16 protein-coding genes are annotated in these 18883 nt (G+C 61.0%); 2 read left to right on the top strand and 14 right to left on the bottom strand.

Features of this window, described 5'->3' with window-relative positions; all coding sequences use genetic code 11:
• Nucleotides 1–4: 4 nt before the first annotated feature.
• The gene (argH, locus tag ACXX9E_RS20100; protein ID WP_186745420.1) at nucleotides 5–1432 is read right to left on the bottom strand and encodes an argininosuccinate lyase; all 1428 of its coding nucleotides are present in this window, start codon (nucleotides 1430–1432) and stop codon (nucleotides 5–7) included.
• Nucleotides 1433–1730: 298 nt separating this feature from the next.
• Here argH and ACXX9E_RS20095 point away from each other — a divergent pair, with 298 nt between their 5' ends.
• Nucleotides 1731–2696: a LysR family transcriptional regulator gene (locus ACXX9E_RS20095; RefSeq protein WP_123468866.1), complete on the top strand. Its 966-nt coding sequence runs from the start codon at nucleotides 1731–1733 to the stop codon at nucleotides 2694–2696.
• Here ACXX9E_RS20095 and ACXX9E_RS20090 read toward each other — a convergent pair.
• The 10 genes from ACXX9E_RS20090 to arnB form a co-directional block, all read right to left on the bottom strand.
• Entirely contained in the window at nucleotides 2680–3207 is a 528-nt protein-coding gene (locus tag ACXX9E_RS20090) for a GNAT family N-acetyltransferase (RefSeq protein WP_458556051.1), read from the bottom strand. The two genes, ACXX9E_RS20095 and ACXX9E_RS20090, sit on opposite strands and share 17 nt — an antisense overlap.
• Nucleotides 3208–3296: 89 nt before the next feature.
• Nucleotides 3297–4895, bottom strand: a complete 1599-nt coding sequence (locus tag ACXX9E_RS20085; RefSeq protein ID WP_458556050.1) for an ArnT family glycosyltransferase — start codon at nucleotides 4893–4895, stop codon at nucleotides 3297–3299.
• On the bottom strand, nucleotides 4892–6271 hold the full coding sequence (locus ACXX9E_RS20080; protein ID WP_458556049.1) for a UDP-glucose dehydrogenase family protein: 1380 nt from the start codon (nucleotides 6269–6271) through the stop codon (nucleotides 4892–4894). The genes ACXX9E_RS20085 and ACXX9E_RS20080 overlap by 4 nt, the downstream gene beginning before the upstream one ends.
• Nucleotides 6268–6681 carry a 4-amino-4-deoxy-L-arabinose-phosphoundecaprenol flippase subunit ArnF gene (gene arnF / locus ACXX9E_RS20075; protein ID WP_458556048.1) on the bottom strand — a complete coding sequence of 138 codons (414 nt, stop codon included), beginning with the start codon at nucleotides 6679–6681 and terminating at the stop codon, nucleotides 6268–6270. The genes ACXX9E_RS20080 and arnF overlap by 4 nt, the downstream gene beginning before the upstream one ends.
• Nucleotides 6678–7022, bottom strand: a complete 345-nt coding sequence (gene arnE, locus ACXX9E_RS20070) for a 4-amino-4-deoxy-L-arabinose-phosphoundecaprenol flippase subunit ArnE (protein WP_186745412.1) — start codon at nucleotides 7020–7022, stop codon at nucleotides 6678–6680. The genes arnF and arnE overlap by 4 nt, the downstream gene beginning before the upstream one ends.
• On the bottom strand, nucleotides 7019–8668 hold the full coding sequence (arnT, locus tag ACXX9E_RS20065; protein ID WP_422495802.1) for a lipid IV(A) 4-amino-4-deoxy-L-arabinosyltransferase: 1650 nt from the start codon (nucleotides 8666–8668) through the stop codon (nucleotides 7019–7021). Before arnT ends, arnE begins: the two co-directional genes overlap by 4 nt.
• A complete protein-coding gene (arnD, locus tag ACXX9E_RS20060; protein WP_128616459.1) occupies nucleotides 8665–9549 on the bottom strand; it encodes a 4-deoxy-4-formamido-L-arabinose-phosphoundecaprenol deformylase in 885 nt (294 codons plus the stop codon). Before arnD ends, arnT begins: the two co-directional genes overlap by 4 nt.
• Nucleotides 9549–11540, bottom strand: coding sequence for a bifunctional UDP-4-amino-4-deoxy-L-arabinose formyltransferase/UDP-glucuronic acid oxidase ArnA (gene arnA / locus ACXX9E_RS20055; protein ID WP_458556047.1), 1992 nt, complete (start codon nucleotides 11538–11540; stop codon nucleotides 9549–9551). Before arnA ends, arnD begins: the two co-directional genes overlap by 1 nt.
• Nucleotides 11537–12562 carry an undecaprenyl-phosphate 4-deoxy-4-formamido-L-arabinose transferase gene (gene arnC / locus ACXX9E_RS20050; protein ID WP_422495800.1) on the bottom strand — a complete coding sequence of 342 codons (1026 nt, stop codon included), beginning with the start codon at nucleotides 12560–12562 and terminating at the stop codon, nucleotides 11537–11539. Before arnC ends, arnA begins: the two co-directional genes overlap by 4 nt.
• Nucleotides 12559–13707: a UDP-4-amino-4-deoxy-L-arabinose aminotransferase gene (arnB, locus tag ACXX9E_RS20045; protein ID WP_458556046.1), complete on the bottom strand. Its 1149-nt coding sequence runs from the start codon at nucleotides 13705–13707 to the stop codon at nucleotides 12559–12561. Before arnB ends, arnC begins: the two co-directional genes overlap by 4 nt.
• Before the next feature lie 435 nt (nucleotides 13708–14142).
• Here arnB and ACXX9E_RS20040 point away from each other — a divergent pair, with 435 nt between their 5' ends.
• Nucleotides 14143–15033, top strand: a complete 891-nt coding sequence (locus ACXX9E_RS20040; protein ID WP_128616442.1) for a site-specific integrase — start codon at nucleotides 14143–14145, stop codon at nucleotides 15031–15033.
• Here the strand turns inward: ACXX9E_RS20040 and ACXX9E_RS20035 are convergent, their stop codons facing one another.
• Genes ACXX9E_RS20035 through ACXX9E_RS20025 form a run of 3 tightly spaced genes read right to left on the bottom strand, consistent with a single transcriptional unit; the run spans nucleotide 15034 to nucleotide 18701 of the window.
• Nucleotides 15034–16092 carry an ABC transporter ATP-binding protein gene (locus tag ACXX9E_RS20035; RefSeq protein ID WP_458556045.1) on the bottom strand — a complete coding sequence of 353 codons (1059 nt, stop codon included), beginning with the start codon at nucleotides 16090–16092 and terminating at the stop codon, nucleotides 15034–15036. It abuts the gene before it with no gap.
• A complete protein-coding gene (locus ACXX9E_RS20030) occupies nucleotides 16089–17684 on the bottom strand; it encodes an ABC transporter permease (protein WP_458556044.1) in 1596 nt (531 codons plus the stop codon). Before ACXX9E_RS20030 ends, ACXX9E_RS20035 begins: the two co-directional genes overlap by 4 nt.
• Nucleotides 17685–17687: 3 nt before the next feature.
• The gene (locus ACXX9E_RS20025; RefSeq protein WP_267794675.1) at nucleotides 17688–18701 is read right to left on the bottom strand and encodes an iron ABC transporter substrate-binding protein; all 1014 of its coding nucleotides are present in this window, start codon (nucleotides 18699–18701) and stop codon (nucleotides 17688–17690) included.
• Nucleotides 18702–18883: the final 182 nt, after the last annotated feature.

The following is an 18883-nucleotide window of genomic DNA, read 5'->3' as shown; positions in this document are numbered from 1 at the left end:
GCCGTTAGAGGCGGAAGCCCTGGTAGTTTTCTGTCCACTGCTGTTGCGCGGCGAGGGCGGTTTTCAAGCGGCCGATCTGCTCGCGCACCTGTTGCGGCGCGGTACCGCCCCAACCGCTACGGGCAGCGATGGCGGCCTCCAGCGTCAGGCTGTCGCGTACATCAGCGGTCAGGCGCGGATCGATCTCGGTCAGCAGCGCCGGCGAGGCTTCCCATAATTCGATGCCATGTTTCTCGCAGGCCTGCACCAGCGCGCCGGTGATTTCGTGCGCTTCCTTGAAAGGCACGCCGCGCATCGCCAGCCAGTCGGCGACTTCGGTGGCGAGTGTGAAACCGAGAGGTGCCTGACGCCGCAGTTCTGCCACGTTGACGGTCATGGTCGCGACCATCCCGGCCATCGCCGGGAGCACCAGCAGCAAGGTGTCGACACTGTCGAGCACGCCGTTCTTGTCTTCGCTCAGATCGCGGTTGTACGACAGTGGCAGGGATTTGAGCGTCGAGAGCAAACCGGTGAGATTGCCGATCAAGCGCCCGGCCTTGCCCCGCGCCAGTTCGGCGATGTCCGGGTTTTTCTTCTGCGGCATGATCGAACTGCCGGTGGCGTAGGCATCGTCCAGATCAACCCAGCGGAACTGGCGCGACGACCAAAGGCAAAACTCTTCGGCCAGACGTGAAATGTTGATCCCCAGCATGCTGGCGATGAACAGGAATTCGGCCACGTGATCGCGACTGGCGACGGCGTCGATGGAGTTCTCGCAGACGCCGGCATAGCCCATTTCCTTTGCCGATTGCTGCGGCTGGCGAGCAATGGCGGAACCGGCCATGGCGGCAGCACCGAGTGGCGACAACGAGGTGCGGGCGTCCCAGTCCACCAACCGTTGCACATCACGCAGCATCGACTGTGCGTGGGCCAGCAAATGGTGGGCGAAGACGATCGGCTGCGCCTGCTGCAAGTGCGTAAAACCGGGACAGATGCTTTCGACATGCTGTTCGGCCTGGTCGACCAGCGCCTGTTGCAGAGCGAGGACTTCCACGGCCAGGGTGCGCACATGGTCACGCAGGAACAGACGCAGATCGTTGGCGGTCTGGTCGTTGCGCGAGCGCCCGGCGCGCAGCTTGCCGCCCAAGGCGCCGAGGCGCTCGGTCAGCAGGCGTTCGATGAAGGTGTGAACGTCTTCGTCGTCCAGCGTCGGGGCGATGCTGCCAGCGCGGAAGTCTGCACCGATGGCGTCCAGCGCGGCGAGCATGGTCCGGGTTTCCTGCTCGGTGAGCAGACCGGCACGCTGCAGTTCACCGGCATGCGCCTTGGAACCGGCCAAGTCGTACGGGGTGAGACGGAAATAGCGCTCAGGGCAACGGGACAACGCCGCCAGGGCAGCGGACGGGCCGCTTTTGAATCGGGCGCCCCAGAGACGGTCGGTGGTTTGAGACATTGGTTGTTTTCCTCGTCGGTAACGCGAACTGAAATCGGTGTGCATGACCTGCAAATTCCGGCTGAACAATCAGCGGACGGATTCAGGCCAAAACAGTTTTCAAGAGGGCAGTTGCAATGTCGCGAGAGCTGATCGAAGTGTCAGCTTTTAATGTTTGGCGAACAGTCAGTTGGCACTGATGTTCGGGATTTTCTGGCAGTTGCCAAGCCGTGTTTTCTGTGATCATTATTATTAGTCGGCGATGTTTTTGTTGTTGGACACAGATTGTTGAACATTGCGCCAGAGGTAAATCAGCATTATGGAAACCCCACTTTCCAATTCCGGAAACCCGCCGGTCAAAACGGCTCACCGAGCACCGCTGGCCCTCAGCGGACTGGATTTCAAACTGCTCAAGGTGTTCAAGGCCGTGGTCGAAGCTGGAGGCTTCAGCGCCGCGCAGAACGAGCTGAATGTGGGCCTGGCGGCCATCAGCAAGCAGATCTCCGATCTGGAAATCCGTATTGGTATGCGTTTGTGTACCCGTGGGCGCGAGGGGTTTCACCTCACCGAAGAAGGGCGCCTGGTGTATCAGGCGTCAATTGATCTATTTGCCTCTGTCGACAACTTCCGTGACCGGCTTAGTTCTGCACAAAACGAACTTATTGGTGATCTGGGTGTGGGCGTTATCGACAATACGATCAGCGATCCTGGTTCGCCGTTAGTTGCAGCGCTGAAGAAAATCAATGAAGAGTCGCCAAAAGTAAGATTTCAACTTCAGGCGTCGCAGCTGGATGAGATTGAAAGAGGTGTCGTAGAAGGTCGATTAGTTGCTGGAATTGTTCCGGTTTATCAACGCCGTGAAGAGTTTGATTATTACTCGCTGTATGAGGAACGCTCGCAAGTTTACTGTGCGCTCGGTCATCCGCTGTTCGATATGCCCGAGACGCAAATGAGCGGCAATGTGCTGCAGGATTACGAGTGCATCAACCACCGCTATGCGATCCACCGCGATAAGCTCAACTATGCGCGCTATGACAGTTTTTCCGCCTCTGCCACTCAGGTCGAGGCCGTGGCATTGCTGATCAAGACCGGCCGTTTCGTGGGTTTTCTGCCCGAGCATTACGCTGCAACACTGGTCGCGGCCGGAGAGTTTCGTGCGGTGCTGCCACAGCGCATTCACATCGTTACGCCGTTCAATCTGATCCTGCGTCACAACACGGTGCGCAGTCCGTTGGTCAAGGCGTTTGCCCAAGCGTTGGGGGTCGATCTCAAGGCTGCGGTTTGAGTTCAAGATGCATGGCGCAACGCCGTTCAATCGGCAATCCGTGGGCTGCTTCGCTGTTTAACGCATCGAATAGATGCGCCGGTGTTTCTTGCGGGGTTAACAGGCTAAAGCCGATTTTTTGATAAAACGGTGCGTTCCACGGCAGATCGGAAAATGTTGTCAGGGTGACGGCGCGAAGTTGCTGCTCAGCGGCGTACTCAATGGCCATCAACAGCAACTTGCGACCCATTCCCTGACCCTGAAAGTGTTGGCTGACGGACAGTTCCTCAACGTGCAGTTGGTTGTCGACTTCCACCGCCCGCAGAAAACCGCCAAGTTGCCGATCAGTGTGTTCGGCCACCCATACCAAAACGCTGCGGATTGCCTGTAAGTGCTGTTCGGCATCGGGCACAGGGGCATCGGCCAGCCAGGCGAGGGTAGGGTCTATGCGAAACAATTCGGCGGCCGAACGTTCGATGGCGGGGAGGGCGGCGGCATCACGCTGCTGCGCCCGGCGTACAACAAAATGCATGGTCACTAAATCCCTTCAGATGCTGCCACTGGCGGCGATCTTTTGCTGTTGATGCTTAAACAGCAAAAGATCGCAGCCTTCGGCAATGCCTACAAGGGCTTGAGGAACAACAGGACGTAGTCGTTTTTGTCGAAGCTGCCAGTCAGTACCGGTTTTAACTCACCGATTGGCGTGCCTTGCAGGGCCTGGAAATCGCTGCGATCCATCATCAGCCACGCCGGGCCGTGAACCGCCTCGAGTTGCTGGATGCTGTCGCTGAACTGCGGTTGCAGGTCCTGCTCGAGGTTGACCATGAACTTGATCGCCTTCGCATCCTTGCCCATGCCGTGCAGCACCACCGGCGCGGGATTGCGCTGAATCTGCGCGAAGGCGTCACGGCTGAAGGTTTGCGTGTCGTACAGACGCCGCTCGGCCGGTTCAAATACCGCGACATAAACCGTCCACAATGCCAGGACCGCCGTCAGTGCCAGGACTTCCGGGCGCCAACGCGGCATCAACAGCCGTGACAGCGCCACCAGTTGCAGTGCACCGAGGCCGATCAAAACAAAAGTGACGTCTTGCAACTGCTCGGGAAAGCGCCGGCGCGCCACGAACAACAGCACCATCAGGACACCCGGCGTCAGCAGCCACAGGCCAAGCATCAACCCGCGCAACCCGCGAAACACCCAGCCATTTGCCACTTGGAACGGATACGCCGCAATGATCGCCGCCATCGGCAACATCGGCAGCAGATACCGCGCTTTCTTCGCTTGCGGGATCGACAAACCGACCATCACGATCAACCCGGCCGCCGCGCAATACTGCACCAGACGCAACGCGGGGCCGCGCTGCTGCGGTTTGCCCAGCCATGACGCCGCCAATGCCAATAACGCCAACGGGTAGGCCAGCGCATAGTTGCCGAAGGAACTGGTGAAGTAATACAGCGATCCGCTGACCCCTTCGCTACCGTCCATGCGCCCCATGAACTGCATGCGGATCACGTCCTGCATGAATCCCGGACCGCCGCTGACCCGGGCCAGCCACAACAGCAGACCGACGCACGCCACCAGCAACACCGCTGCCAGCACACCAAACACCAGCAGGCGCGACCACTGTCGATTGAGCAGGTAATAACTGCAGAGCATGCCGGTCGGCACCACCAGGCCGATGGGACCGCGAATGCCGAAACCGAGCAACAGCAAAGCGAAAATCAGCGGCCAACGGCGCCCACCCGCGAAATGGTCGTGGGCATAACCGAGGTAAAACACCGCGAACGCCACCGCCGCCAGCAGCAGATCCTGCGACACCGCGCGCACTTCGGTCACGAAGCCACTGGTCAACATCAGCAACGCGATACTGATCAACGCCCAGCGCCGCGAGTACGGCGCCAGCAAGCGATACATCAACGTGACGATCACGGCGCCGGCCATCGCGCTCGGTGCCCACGCGGTCAAGGCATTCACCGTCCCGAACGGTAGCGACAGCAGCCAGACAAACAGCGTCGACACCGCCGAATAATCCGCGTACGGCTGGCCATACGTCGTGGGAAAGACCGTCGGCCCGTGGCGCAGCATTTCCTTTGCGAACAACACAAACCGCGAATCGAAACCGATAGGGGCCTGCCCGTAGACCCCGGCCATGCACAATAAAAACGCCAACAGCCCTGCGAGCAGGGACTGTCGGCGAATCTCGGGCGACAACGTAATCAAGCGACGTCCGCAGTGGCGGACCACTGCTGCAGCGGGATCGGCAGTTTGCGCGAATCGCCTCGGCCGATCGGGAAGTACTTGAAGCCATTGCGAGCCAGACGGTCGGCGTCGTACAGGTTGCGGCCGTCGAAGATCACCGGGGCTTTCAGGCGTTGCTCGATCAGGTCGAAATCCGGCGCCTTGAACTGTTGCCATTCGGTGCAGATGATCAGCGCATCGGAACCCGCCAGCACTGATTCCGGGGTGCCCATCAGCATCAGTTTTTCTTCGTTCGGGTACAGGTGCTGGGTTTCCTGCATCGCTTCCGGGTCAAACGCGCGAACACTGGCGCCGGCGGCAAACAGCGAGTCGAGCAGGACGCGGCTCGGTGCGTCGCGCATGTCGTCGGTGTTCGGTTTGAACGCCAGGCCCCACAGGGCGAAGGTCTTGCCGCGCAGGTCGCCTTTGTAGAACGCATTGATGCGGTCGAACAGCTTGTGCTTCTGCCGCTCGTTGATCGCCTCGACCGCTTGCAGCAGGTCGCTGGAGCAGTGTGCCTGTTCGGCGCTGTGGATCAGCGCGCGCATGTCTTTGGGGAAGCACGAACCGCCGTAGCCGCAGCCCGGGTAGATGAAGTGATAACCGATGCGGCTATCGGCACCGATGCCCTGACGTACCGACTCGATGTCGGCGCCCAGGTGTTCGGCCAGTTCGGCGATCTGGTTGATGAAGCTGATCTTGGTCGCCAGCATGCAGTTGGCGGCGTACTTGGTCAGCTCGGCGCTGCGCAGGTCCATGAACATGATGCGGTCGTGGTTGCGGTTGAACGGCGAGTACAGGTCGCGCATCACATCGCGTACCTCGTCACCTTCACAGCCGATGACGATGCGGTCGGGACGACGGCAGTCGGACACCGCCGAACCTTCCTTGAGGAATTCCGGGTTGGAGACGATATCGAACTGCAGTTCACGGCCGGCGGCGTCCAGCGCGGCCTGGATGTGCGCACGCAGGGTGTCGCCAGTGCCGACCGGTACGGTGGATTTCTCCACCAGAATCAGCGGCTGCTCACGGTGGCGTGCCACGGCGTCACCCACCGACAGCACGTATTTCAGGTCGGCCGAGCCGTCTTCGCTGGACGGTGTGCCCACGGCGATGAACGCGACGCGACCGTGTTGCACGGCGAGTTTTTCATCGGCGGTGAACGTCAGGCGACCGGAGTCCAGACCTTCACGCACCAGGCTCGACAGACCCGGTTCGAAAATGCTGACGTGGCCTTGGCGCAGCAGTTCGACTTTCTTCTGGTCAATGTCCATGCACACGACGTCGTGACCGACTTCGGCCAACACGGCGGCCTGCACCAGACCCACATAACCGCTACCAAATACTGTGATTTTCATGGAGCACTCCTGAATTCGGGCGCACGAGACGGACGAGAGTTAATAGTGATGACTCCGAGCATGACCAGTGCCACGCCCAGCGATTTAGTGAAACTGAAAGATTCGTTGAACAGCGGCAGACTGGCCGCCAGCAGGTACACCAGCGCGTAGCTGATGCTTAACAGCGAATAGGCCCGCCCCAACGGCAGGTCGCGTAGCGCCGCGAGCCAGCAGAGCATCGACAGGGCGTAGGCGAAAATCGCCGCGATCACCACTGCCAATGCGCTCAGATCAACACTGCCGGCGCTCAGCGCCGTCAGCCATTGTTCCGGTTGCGGCAGGCGCGTCATGCTCCAGCGCATGCCCAACTGGGCACTGCTGACGAGGCCCACACTGGCCAGGGCAAAGCCGATACCGCGTGCCTTGTTCATGACTGTTGCCCCAGCAGCACCACGCCGCCGATCACCAGCGCCACGCCCAGCCAATGCCGGCGGTCGATGGGCTCGCGAAAGACGAAGCGGGCGATCAGGGTGATCAGGACAAAGTTGAGGCTGAGCATCGGGTAAGCGATGCCCACTTCGAGGCGCTGCAACACCAGCAGCCAGACCAGCAGCCCGCTGCCGAGGGCCAACAGCGCCAGCCACAACCATGGCGAACGCAGTTTGTCGGCCCAGGACGACTCGACGCCACGCCAGCTTTCCACGGCGAATTTCTGCGCCACTTGCCCCAGGCACGTCAGTAGACACGCCGTCAGTAACAGCAGCCAACTCATGACGCGACCTTGGGCAGGACCATAATCACCAGATTGCCCGATTCGTAACGGGTGCCGTCCTTGGGCAGCAGGTCGAGCTCTTCCAGCTCGCTCTGACCCTTGACGCGCATCAGTACGCCGACCGATCCGGTGCGGCGGGCTTCGCGGACCCATTGTTGAACGGTTTCTTTGGTGAGCCGGCGTTCGGCGCCTTCAGGATAGGAAAGTCCGTACTTGAGTTCGCCGACCGTGTTGTACAGCGCGACCTGCGGCGTTTTCAGGCGCCAGGCCAAGGCTGCTGCAGCGCCCAGGTCGTTGCTCAGCAAATGCGTGGTGCCGGACAGTTCAGTGACGTGATGCCGGATGAACTGATCCGGGGTTTTGTTGGCCACCACCGACTTGGGCAACGCAGCCGGCAGCACCCCCGCCAGTAACAGGCTGCCCAGTGCCGGTGCCGCCCAGCATTGCAGCGGCAGGAACGCTTGCGCGAGGTTGGCGATGATCCAGCCGATCAGGGCGATGAACACCAGCACCATGCTGTGCAGTTCGTGGTCGTACACCGGTTTTTTCAATTGCAGGTAAACCAGTGCGATCAGCAGGACCACGCCCAGCAGCAGATTCAGCAGGCCATTGATCCCCAGTGCCCGGCCTTGCTCCAGCCGCAAGCGATCAGCCAGCGCATTGCCCAGCAGCAACGCCATCGGCAACAGGCACGGCAGGATATAGGTCGGCAGCTTGCCATTGCTCAGGCTGAAAAAGCCCAGTGGCAGCAACAGCCACAACAGCAGAAAGACCATCTTCGGCTGGGCCCGGGTTTGCCAGGCTTGCCGGAAAGCGCTTGGCAGCAGGCCGACCCACGGCAGACTGAAGGCCACCAGCAGCGGCAAGTAGAACCACCACGGCGCATCGTGCTGCGCATCGTCGCCGGCAAAGCGGCGAATGTGTTCGTGCCAGAAGAAGAACCGCCAGTAATCCGGTTCCTGCGCATGCACCGCCAGTGCCCACGGCAAGCTGACGACGATCGCGATGGCGATGGCCACCGGACCGAACACCAGCAGTTGGCGCCAGCGTTTCTGCCAGAGCATCCACGGCAACGCGATCAGCACCGGTAACAACCAGGCGAGAAAACCCTTGGTCATGAACCCCATGCCGCAGGCCAGTCCCAGCACAGCCCAGGCCCCCAGACGTTGGCCGGTGCTTTTGCTGTCGAGCGCAAACCACAGCGCCACCAGACTCAGGTTGACCCAGAAGGTGAACTGCGGATCGAGGTTGGCGTACCCGGCCTGACCGGCAACGACGGTGAAGCTCATGTAGAGCAGGGCGCAGACGAAACTCTTGCGCGGATCGTTCCACATCCGGCGCGCGATCAGGTAGGCCAGCAGCATACTCAAGGCCGTGCTCAGGGCCGACGCGAAACGCACGCCGAACAGATTCTGCCCGAACAATTCCTGGCCGATGGCGATCATCCAGTAACCGGCAATCGGTTTCTCGAAATAACGCAGCCCCATGAAATGCGGCGAGACCCAGTTGCCGCTCAGCAGCATGTCCTGGCTGATCTGTGCGTAACGGGTTTCGTCGGGGATCCACAGGCCATGTGTGCTCAACGGCAACAGATAGGCCAGCAGACAGAGCCCGATCAACAGCGGCAGTGCCCAGCGTCTGGTCATGCGCCTTGCACTCCCAGCCAGCCTTCACGGCCTTCGAGCGCACCGCGTTGCACGCGACCCACGGGCAAGGAGTTGAAATACTCGGGCAACAGGTTGCCCAAGGGTTGGAAGTCAATACTGCGCTGGCGAGCATCGACCAGCAATTGACGAAAGTCCTGAGCCATCAGAATCCCTTCTACTTCGGCATGAATGGTATAGACGTTGAGTGCCTGCGGCCGGAACCGGTCGAGGATGAAGGCGTTGAAGTCCTTCGCCGCCACGTGCGGGCCGACCACTTCATCGAAGGTCGGCAAGTCCACCGGAACCTGCGGCGTGCCCGGTGTGCCGTCCGCCAGCAGCGGACGGAACAGGCTTTGCCCGCGGCAATCGCTGTTGTAGCGAAAGCCGAAGGCCTGCTTGGCTTCGATCACCCGTTCGTCCGCACGCCAGCCGGCGGAGGCCGAACACTCGATCTTCGCCCCGAGGATATCGCTCAACGTGTCGACGCCCTGACGAATCTGCTCGATCAGTTGCGCCTGGCTCCAGCGCCCGGCATTGGCTTGCCAGCCGTGGTGATCCCAGGCGTGCAGGCCGACCTCATGACCGGCGTCCCGGGCCTGACGCATCAGGTGCCCGAGATCCCGGCCAATCGGTTTGCCCGGCCAGGCAGTGCCGGCCAGCAGAATGTCCCAGCCGTACAGGCCGGCGGCGTTGGAGCGCAGCATTTTCCAGAGGAACTGCGGGCGGATCAGGCGCCACAGATGCCGGCCCATGTTGTCCGGGCCGACACTGAAGAAAAACGTTGCCTTGACCTGAGCCTCGTCGAGCATCTCCAACAGTCGCGGCACACCTTCACGGGTGCCGCGGTAGGTGTCGACATCGATACGAAGTCCTGCCTGCATTACTTCTTGTCCGCGATTTCGAGCATGGCTTCACGCAGGAAGAAGTCCAGGGTGTTGCCGATGGTTTCGCTCATCTCCACGGTCGGTTCCCAGTTCAGCAGGCGCTTGGCGTTGGCGATGCTTGGCTTGCGGTGTTCCACGTCCTGATAGCCGGCACCGTAGAACGCCTTGCTTTCCACGTCGCGGAAACCGGCGAACGGAGGGAAGTTGTGGCGCAGCGGGTGCGCTTCGAACTGACGCAGCAGCTCTTCGCCCAACTGACGGATGCTGGCTTCGTTGTCCGGGTTGCCGATGTTGATGATCTGGCCGTTGCAGGCATCGTTTTCGTTATCGACGATGCGGGCCAGAGCTTCGATGCCGTCAGCGATGTCGGTGAAGCAGCGCTTCTGCTCGCCACCGTCGAACAGACGGATCGGCGTGCCTTCCACCAGGTTGAGGATCAGCTGGGTGATGGCGCGGGAGCTGCCGATACGGGCCGAATCCAGACGGTCCAGACGCGGGCCCATCCAGTTGAACGGACGGAACAGGGTGAAGTTCAGGCCTTTGGCGCCGTAAGCCCAGATCACGCGGTCCAGCAGTTGCTTGGATACGGAGTAGATCCAGCGCTGCTTGTTGATCGGGCCAACGATCAGGTTCGAGGTGTCTTCGTCGAAGTTCTTGTCCTGGCACATGCCATAGACTTCGGAGGTCGACGGGAAGATCACGCGCTTGTTGTACTTGACGCAGTAGCGAACCAGTTTCAGGTTCTCTTCGAAGTCCAGTTCGAATACGCGCAACGGGTTGCGGGTGTATTCGATCGGAGTGGCGATGGCCACCAGCGGCAGAACCACGTCGCACTTCTTGATGTGGTATTCGATCCACTCGGAGTGAATGCTGATGTCGCCTTCGACGAAGTGGAAGTTCGGGTGGCTGCGCAGACGCTCGATGGCGTTGGAGCCGATGTCCAGACCGTAGACATCGTAACGGTCGTCACGCAGCAGGCGCTCAGACAGGTGGTTACCGATGAAACCGTTGACGCCGAGGATCAGTACGCGGGTGCGACGTGGCGCACGACCGGACTCGGCACCGCGCAACAGCGAGCCGTCAACCAGACCCAGTTCGTTGGCCAGTTGCGGGCCACTCAGGTACAGACCGTTGTCGTTGCGCTGACCGGCAGTGACTACCAGCGAGTCTTCACCGCAGGCAATGCGCAGTGGATCGACGCTGATCACACGGCCAGGGGCCTGACCTTCGTTGCCCTTGACGACTTCGGCGCTCCAGACGATCAGCTTGTGCTCGCCCACGGCGCAGAAGGCGCCCGGGTACGGACGGGTCACGGCACGCACCAGGTTGAACAGCTCTTCAGCCGGTTTGGCCCAGACCAGTTTGCCGTCCGCCGGAGTGCGACGACCGAACACGGTCGCTTTGGACTCGTCCTGCGGAGTTTCGGTGATCTTGCCTTGCAGCATGTTCGGCAGGGTGTCGCGCAGCAGATCGCTGGCGGCAGTGCGCAGTTTGGCGTGCAGGGTCAGACCGGTGTCGCTGCGCTCGATGGCTACGCGTTGCTGGGCCACAATGGCGCCGGCATCAGCGCGTTTGACCATGCGGTGCAGGGTAACGCCGGTTTCGGTTTCACCGTTGACCAGCACCCAGTTCGCCGGTGCGCGACCGCGGTAGCGTGGCAGCAGCGAGCCGTGCAGGTTGAACGCGCCTTTTTTGGCGGTGGCCAGCAGTGCTTCGCTCAGCAGGTTGCGATAGTAGAAGGAGAAAATGTATTCCGGGTTCAGCTTGGCAATACGTTCGATCCACAGTGGGTGGTTGGCGTCTTCCGGGGCGTGCACCGGGATGCCTTTGCTGGCGCACAGTTGCGCCACCGACGCGTAGAACGCGTTTTCTTTCGGGTCATCGGCGTGAGTGAACACTGCTGCAATGTCATAGCCGCTGTCGAGCAGGGCTTCAATGCCGGCGCAGCCAATATCGTGGTAGGCGAAGACAACAGTTTTTGCACTCATGAGAGAACCTGATCGGAAGAAGTAGGGGAAGAAGAGAGACCATCAACGGTGACCGCAGGGGCCGGATCGGCGGGCTGACTGCGCAGCACCTTTTCAATGAAGAAGCGTGGGCGGGCGCGCACGTCGCTGTACATGCGACCCAGGTATTCACCCAGCAGGCCCATGCCGATGAACTGGCCACCGGTAAACACGAACAGTACGGCGAACAGGACGAACGTGCCGTCACCCGCCCAGCCGGCGCCGAACGCCAGGCGCAGCACGATCAGCGCAATGGCGAACAGCACGCCCAACCCTGCCATCCCGAAGCCGACGATGCTCAGCAGACGCAGCGGTGTGGTGGTCATGCACGTCACCAAATCGAACATCAGGTTGATCAGGCGCATCGGGCTGTATTTCGAATCGCCGTGTTCACGCTCGGCGTGGGCGACAACGATTTCGGTGGTGTGGCGGGCGAAGCTGTTGGCGAGGATCGGGATGAACGTGCTGCGTTCACGGCAAGCGAGCATCGCGTCGATGATCGTGCGGCGATAGGCGCGCAGCATGCAGCCGTAGTCGCTCATGGCGACGCCGGTGGAGCGTTGCACGGCGAGGTTGATCAGCTTCGACGGGTAGCGGCGCAGCGCCGAGTCCTGGCGATTGCCACGCACGGTGCCGACCACGTCGTAGCCTTTTTCGGCCTCGGCGACCAGGCGCGGGATTTCTTCCGGCGGGTTCTGCAGGTCGGCGTCGATCGTGATCACGACATCGCCCTTGCACTGCTCGAAGCCGGCCATGATCGCCGCGTGCTGGCCATAGTTGCGGTTGAGAATGACCGCCACGAACGGGCTGTCTACGCGGGTCGCCGCTTCTTCAAGCATCTGGGCGGAGTCGTCGCGACTGCCGTCGTCCACCAGGACGATTTCAAATTCATGATGCAGCATCCGGCACGCCGCTTCGGTGCGGCGCAGCAGTTCCGGCAGGCTGTCCTGTTCGTTGTAGACCGGGATAACGATCGACACACATCGGATTGGATAGGGTTTCACGGGCGTTTGTCCAAAAGGGTGGCGATGGCACCGACGACACGGTCAAGGTCTTGATCGGTCATGTCAGGGAACAACGGAATCGAGCAGAGTCGCGCCGAGTTCCATTCGGTGTTAGGCAGATACAGGTCGGGGTCACGCTGGCGGTACCAGGTGTGCAGGTGGGTGGCAATGAAGTGAATACCGGTGCCGATGCCCTGATCCTGCAAGCCTTTCATGAAGGTTTCGCGGTCCATGCCGCAGCGCTCGCTGTCGATGCGCAGGATGAACAGGTGCCAGGCGTGTTGCTGGGCATAGCCGGGCAGGGCCAATGGCTGTACCGGCAGGCCCTCGAATTTTTGCAGATAGGCGCTGGCCAGTTCGGTACGGCGGGCGTTGATTTCGTCCAGACGTTGCAATTGCACCAGGGCAATCGCGGCATTGATGTCGGCCAGGTTGTACTTGAAGCCCGGCTCCATCACTTGTGCCTGCGGCTTGCGGCCACCGGTCAGGCGGTCATAGGCATCGACGCCCAGGCCGTGGAATTTGAGCATGCGCACGCGGCTGGCCAGGGCTTCGTCGTCGGTGACGAACATTGCGCCTTCGGCACAGGTCATGTTCTTGATCGCGTGGAAGGAGAAAATCGCCGTGCCTCGCGAACCGACGTGACGCCCCTTGTAGCGGGTGCCGGCGGCATGCGCAGTGTCTTCGATGACTGCGATGCCGTGCTTGTCGGCCAAGGCATACAGCGGATCCAGATCGAACGCGGCGCCGGCGTAATGCACCGGGATGATTGCCTTGGTCCGCGGGGTGATGGCCGCTTCGATGCGCGCAGCGTCGGTCATCAGCGTGTCGCGGTCGACATCGACGAACACCGGTTTGGCGCCGAGCAGGGAAATCATGTTGGCGGTCGAGACCCAGGTCTGCGACGGGGTGATGACTTCGTCGCCCGGCCCAATGCCCAGCGCCAGCAGGGCAATGTGCATCCCGCCAGTTGCCGAAGACAGGGCCACCGCATGGCGGCAACCGACGTACTGCGCAAATTGCTCTTCGAGTGCCTGGTTTTTCGGCCCTGTCGTGATCCAGCCCGAGCGCAACACCTGCTCTACAGCGGCTATTTCCTCATCGCCGATACTCGGACGAGAGAAGGGGAGAAACGCCTGACTCATGGGCACCTCATTGAAAAAAAATAAAGGATGGACTCACAGACACGTTGGATCCAACCTCAGCGTAGACACAGAAAATCGTTCCTGCATCAATGACTTGGCAAAAAAAGCATGACGTCGGGGATAGATTGACTTTTCACCATTTGCCCGGCAGGTTGGGCAAGGCCAGCACTGAACCGATAGGAATTAAGGTTATGCCGGTTTTTGTGAAAGGAACATGAAAAACCGGTTGGCGAATCGTTTATCTGTCACTTATACAGCCGCTGTTCAGGCTTGTGCCGTCCATCGCAGTTTTTGTCCGGCAGTGCGGCCAAGTACCTTCTTTACTTCAAGTACATTGCAGTTGTTAGTTGTTGTTGTGTCGTACACTTTTTACTCAAGGTTTAACGTTTGATTGATTTAGTTGCTGCAACCCCGGTCGCTTCGAAACCCAACCCGATGAGCCTGTACCTCGCGCGTTTGGCGCCTTCCAGCCAACTCACCATGCGCTACGTACTACAAGACGCAGCTGATCGCCTGGGTTTTGAAGACATGAATGTCGAAGAGATTCCCTGGCACGCCCTGCAGCCCGAAGATGTTGTAGCACTGGTGGCGGCATTGCGCGCAGACAACTACGCGCCGAACACTTCTTCGCTGTATGTCAATGCCGTGCGCGGGGTCATGAATGAAGCCTGGCGTATGAGTCTGATCAGCCAGGAGCATCTTTTAAAGATGCGCTCGGTCAAGGGCATCGCCGGTACGCGACTGTCCCAGGGACGTAATCTCAAGCGCACGCTGATTCACGAATTGATGGAAGTCTGTGCCGCCGACCCGCGCCCGCAAGGCCTGCGCGACGCTGCAATCATTGCGTTGCTGTACGGCACCGGCATGCGCAAATCGGAATCGGTGGATCTGGATCTGAATCAGGTCGACTTCACTGAACGCAGCCTGACGGTTACCGGCAAGGGCAACAAACAACTGATCAAGTACGCCCCGGCGTGGGCGTTCGCCAAACTCGATGCGTGGCTCGAATTGCGCCGTTCACACCTCAACGAGGGCGAGAGCGACGATGGGTTCCTGTTCAACCGCATTCGCCGTGGCAGCCACATCACCCGCGAGCGCATTACCAAGCACGCGATCTATTACATCGCCCGGCAGCGGGGCACCCAGGTCGGGGTGAAAATCATGCCCCACGATTTCCGTCGTTCATTCATCACCCGGGTGATCGAGGAACACGACCTGTCGATCGCACAGAAACTGGCGCATCACAGCAATATCCAGACCACCGCCAACTACGATGTGCGCGATGACAACGAGCGGCGGCGGGCGGTGGATCGCTTCGATCTCTGATCAGCCCAGGCCAAACACATGCGCCGCACCGAGCACTGACAGGTACACCGAACTGCCGGCGGACGGGGCGTGCATGCCGGTGCTGCGCACCAGGATCGAACGGGCCGATGCTTGCGTGGTAGAGGCGCTCAGCTCGACCGTCAAGGTACAGGTGTTGCCGGCAAAGTCGCGCTCAGTGACGGTCGCATGGCATCCCTGACGGTCACTCGCCACTTCGGCGATCTGCAATTGTTCGGGGCGAAGCATGATGTGCGCGGCGCCGGTAAAGCTGTTGCTGTTGACCGGCACCTGACCCAGATCGCAGTGCGCCCAACCGGCCTCGATTCGTGCGGGCAAGACCACGGCTTCACCGAGGAAGTGCGCGGTCTGTTCATCGTCCGGATAACGGTAAAGGTCCATCGGATGCCCGGATTGCACCAGCCGTCCGGCGCGCATGACCGCCAATTGATCGGCGAATGACAACGCTTCGCTCTGGTCGTGGGTCACCAGAATGGTGGTGACGCCGGCGTCTTCGAGCAGGCGCGCGACCATTTTGCGCATGGCGCTGCGCAACCCGGTGTCGAGTGCGGAGAACGGTTCGTCGAGCAGCATCAGGCGTGGCTGCTGCGCCAGCGCACGGGCCAGTGAGACCCGCTGTTGCTGGCCGCCGGACAGCTCGTGGGGCCAACGGCTGGCCATGTTCGCGTCCAACGCGACACTGTCCATCAACTCGAGGATCCGCTGGTTGCGGGCCGCGCCAGTCAGGGCCAGGCCGAAGCCGATATTGGCGGCCACGGTCATGTGCGGGAACAGGGCGCCGTCCTGCGGCACGTAGCCGATCTGCCGTTGATAGGCCGGCACGGCGTGAGTGCGATCAACCAGCGTCTGGCCGTTGAGGGTCAGGCTGCCGGTGTCGGGAAATTCGAACCCGGCGATCATCCGCAGCAGGGTGGTCTTGCCGGAGCCGGAGGGGCCGACGATCACCGTACGGCTGCCGGTCGGCACATTGAGGCTGACGTCGTCGAGCGCCTTTTGCGCGCCGAAGGTTTTACTGAGGTTGAGCAGTTCGAGAGCGTTCATCGGCCAGCGGTACGCCTGGATTGGTGATAGAGAATGGCCGTCAGCGGCAGTGAAAGCAGGATCATCAGCAACGCGTAAGGCGCGGCAGCGGCGTAGTCGATTTCACTGGTCATCGCCCAGAAGCCCGTGGCGAGGGTGCGCGTGCCATTGGGCGCGAGCAGCAGGGTCGCGGTCAGTTCGTTGGTGATCGCCAGAAACACCAGCGCCGCACCGGCGGCAGCACCCGGTGCTGCCAGCCGGACGGTGATCAGCCACAACGCCCGTATTGGCGAGCGCCCCAGGCTTTGCGCGATGTTTTCCAGCTCCACCGGCGCTTGCGCGAAACCGGCTCGCAGGCTGACCAGTGCGCGCGGCAGAAACATCAACAGATACGCGAGCAGCACGGTAATGGTTGTCTGGTAGATCGGCCGGGCGAAATGGATAGTCACGGTCACCAACGCCAGTGCCACGACGATGCCCGGCAGCGAGCTGGTGATGTAGTTGCAACCTTCCAGCAAACGTTGCAGTTTGCCGGGCGAGCGGATCGACAACCAGGCAATCGGAATGGCCGCAACGCTGGTCAGCAAGGCGCCGGCCACCCCATACGACAGGGTCTGCAGCAACGCAGGCAGCAATTCGTCGCCTTGCCAGACTTGCACGCCACCGGCCAGCAGCCAGCGACCCAGTGTCAGTAAGGGCACACCCAAGGCCAACAGGCAGGTCAGGGCTTGCAGCAATAACGCAAAGGTTGTTGCGCCTCGACCCAGTTGCACGTTGCGTTGATCCCGGGCGCTGCCGGAGCCGACTCGGGCATAACGCGCCTGGCCACGGGCAGCGGATTCAGCTGTGAGCATCGCCAGGCAGCACAACGCCAGAACCCCGGCGAGCATATTGGCGGCCGGGCCGTTGAAGGTCGATTTGAACTGGTCGAAGATCGCCGTGGTGAAGGTGTCGAAACGGATCATCGCGTACAGACCGTATTCGGCCAGCAGGTGCAGGCCGACCAGCAACGCGCCACCGCAAATCGCCAGCCGCAATTGCGGCAACACCACGCGAAAAAACACCGCCCACGGCTTGAGCCCCAGCGACTCGGCGACGTCTTCAATAGCCGGGTCGAGACGGCGCAGGGTCGCGGCTACCGGCAGGTACAAAAACGGAAAATAGGCAATCACCGACACCAGTACGCCGGCCGGCAACCCATGAATCGACGGAATCAGACTGACCCAGGCGTAACTGTGAACGAACGCCGGCACCGCCAGTGGTGCCACTGCCAGCAATGACCACAGGCGTCGGCCGGGCAGGTTGCTGCGCTCGGTCAGCCAGGCCAGCGCGGTGCCCAGCAGGATGCACAACGGCAGGGTGATCAGCACCAGCAGCACGGTGTTGATCAGCAGTTCGGCCACGCGCGGGCGGAACACCATGGCTTCGATGGTTGGCCATCCGGTGTACCACGACACGCCCAGCACAAAGCCGATCGGCAGCAACGACAGCACCGATATGAAAACAGCCAGAGCGACCATCGACGACCGCCCGCGACCTTTGAGTGCGCGGGCGCCACGCGAGCGCTGGGCGGGGGCTGTCAAAACAGCCTTTGCCGGCAAGGTTTCCGGCATCACTTACAGCAGTCCGGCCTGGGTCATCAGTTCGACGGCCTTTTTGCTGTCGAGCTTCGAAGCGTCAACCTTTGGCGCATCGAGCTCTTTGAGCGGGACCAGTTTCGGGTTGGACGGGGCACCCTGGCCTACGGCGTATTCAAACGAACTGCCGGTGTGAAGAATCTCCTGCCCCTGTTTGCCGGTGATGTATTTGAGGAACTGCTGGGCTTCATCCTGATGCTTGCTCGACGCCAGGACGCCGGCGCCGGAAATGCTCACGAAGGCGCCCGGGTCCTGGTGCTTGAAGTAGTGCAGGCGAGTGTTCTTGCTGTTTTCGCCGGTCTTGGACTGATCGACGAAGCTGTAATAGTGGTAGATCACGCCGCTGTCGATTTGCCCGGCGTTCACGGCTTTGAGCACGGCGCTGTTGCCACGGTAAATGGTTGCGTTGGTTTTCATCGCTTTGAGCCAGTCCAGCGTGGCGGCTTCGCCTTTTTGCTCAAGCACGGCGGCGACAATCGCCTGGAAGTCGGCACCGGCGGGCGAGGCGGCCCAGCGGCCTTTCCAGGTCGGGGCGGCGAGGTCAAGCAGGGATTTGGGCAGGTCTTTCTCGCTCAACTTGTCCGGGTTGTAGACGAACACCGTGGAGCGTGCGGCGATACCGACCCATTGGCCGTGGGCCGGGCGGTAGGCGGAATCCACTTGTGCCAGGGTGGTCGCCGCCACCGGCGCAAACAGTTTGGCGTTATCGACCAGCACCATGGCCGGGGAGTTTTCGGTCAGGAACACATCCGCCGGTGAGGCCGCACCTTCCTGAACCAGCTGGTTGCCCATTTCCGTGTCGTCACCGTTGCGAATAGTCACCGGGATCCCGGTTTCTTCGGTGAATCCGGCCACCCAGGCTTTGGTCAGGGTTTCGTGTTGCGCGTTGTAGACCACCAGTCCTACTGAGTCGGCGGCGAAGGCGTGCCCGGCGCCGAACAACGCGGTGGCCAGCAGCGCACGTTTCAAAAAGGATGGAAAGCGTGGGTACATTCAGGCAACTCCTGTTTTTAGACGTTATGAGCGAAACCTTCGCAGGCAACAATGCGAACGATTTGCAAGTATCGGGTCGCGGCAATGTAGGGTGGCAAATGAGAAAAAAACGTCAAAGAAACCTTTAATCCTTGTCATTGCCATTCAAATTGTCGCGACCCGCCCCTTGTTGCTGTCTACGG

The sequence above is a fragment of the Pseudomonas sp. GNP014 genome, assembly GCF_054344005.1.
The sequence above is the reverse complement of the archived record's forward strand: the minus strand, read 5'-3'. Positions and strand labels throughout refer to the sequence as shown.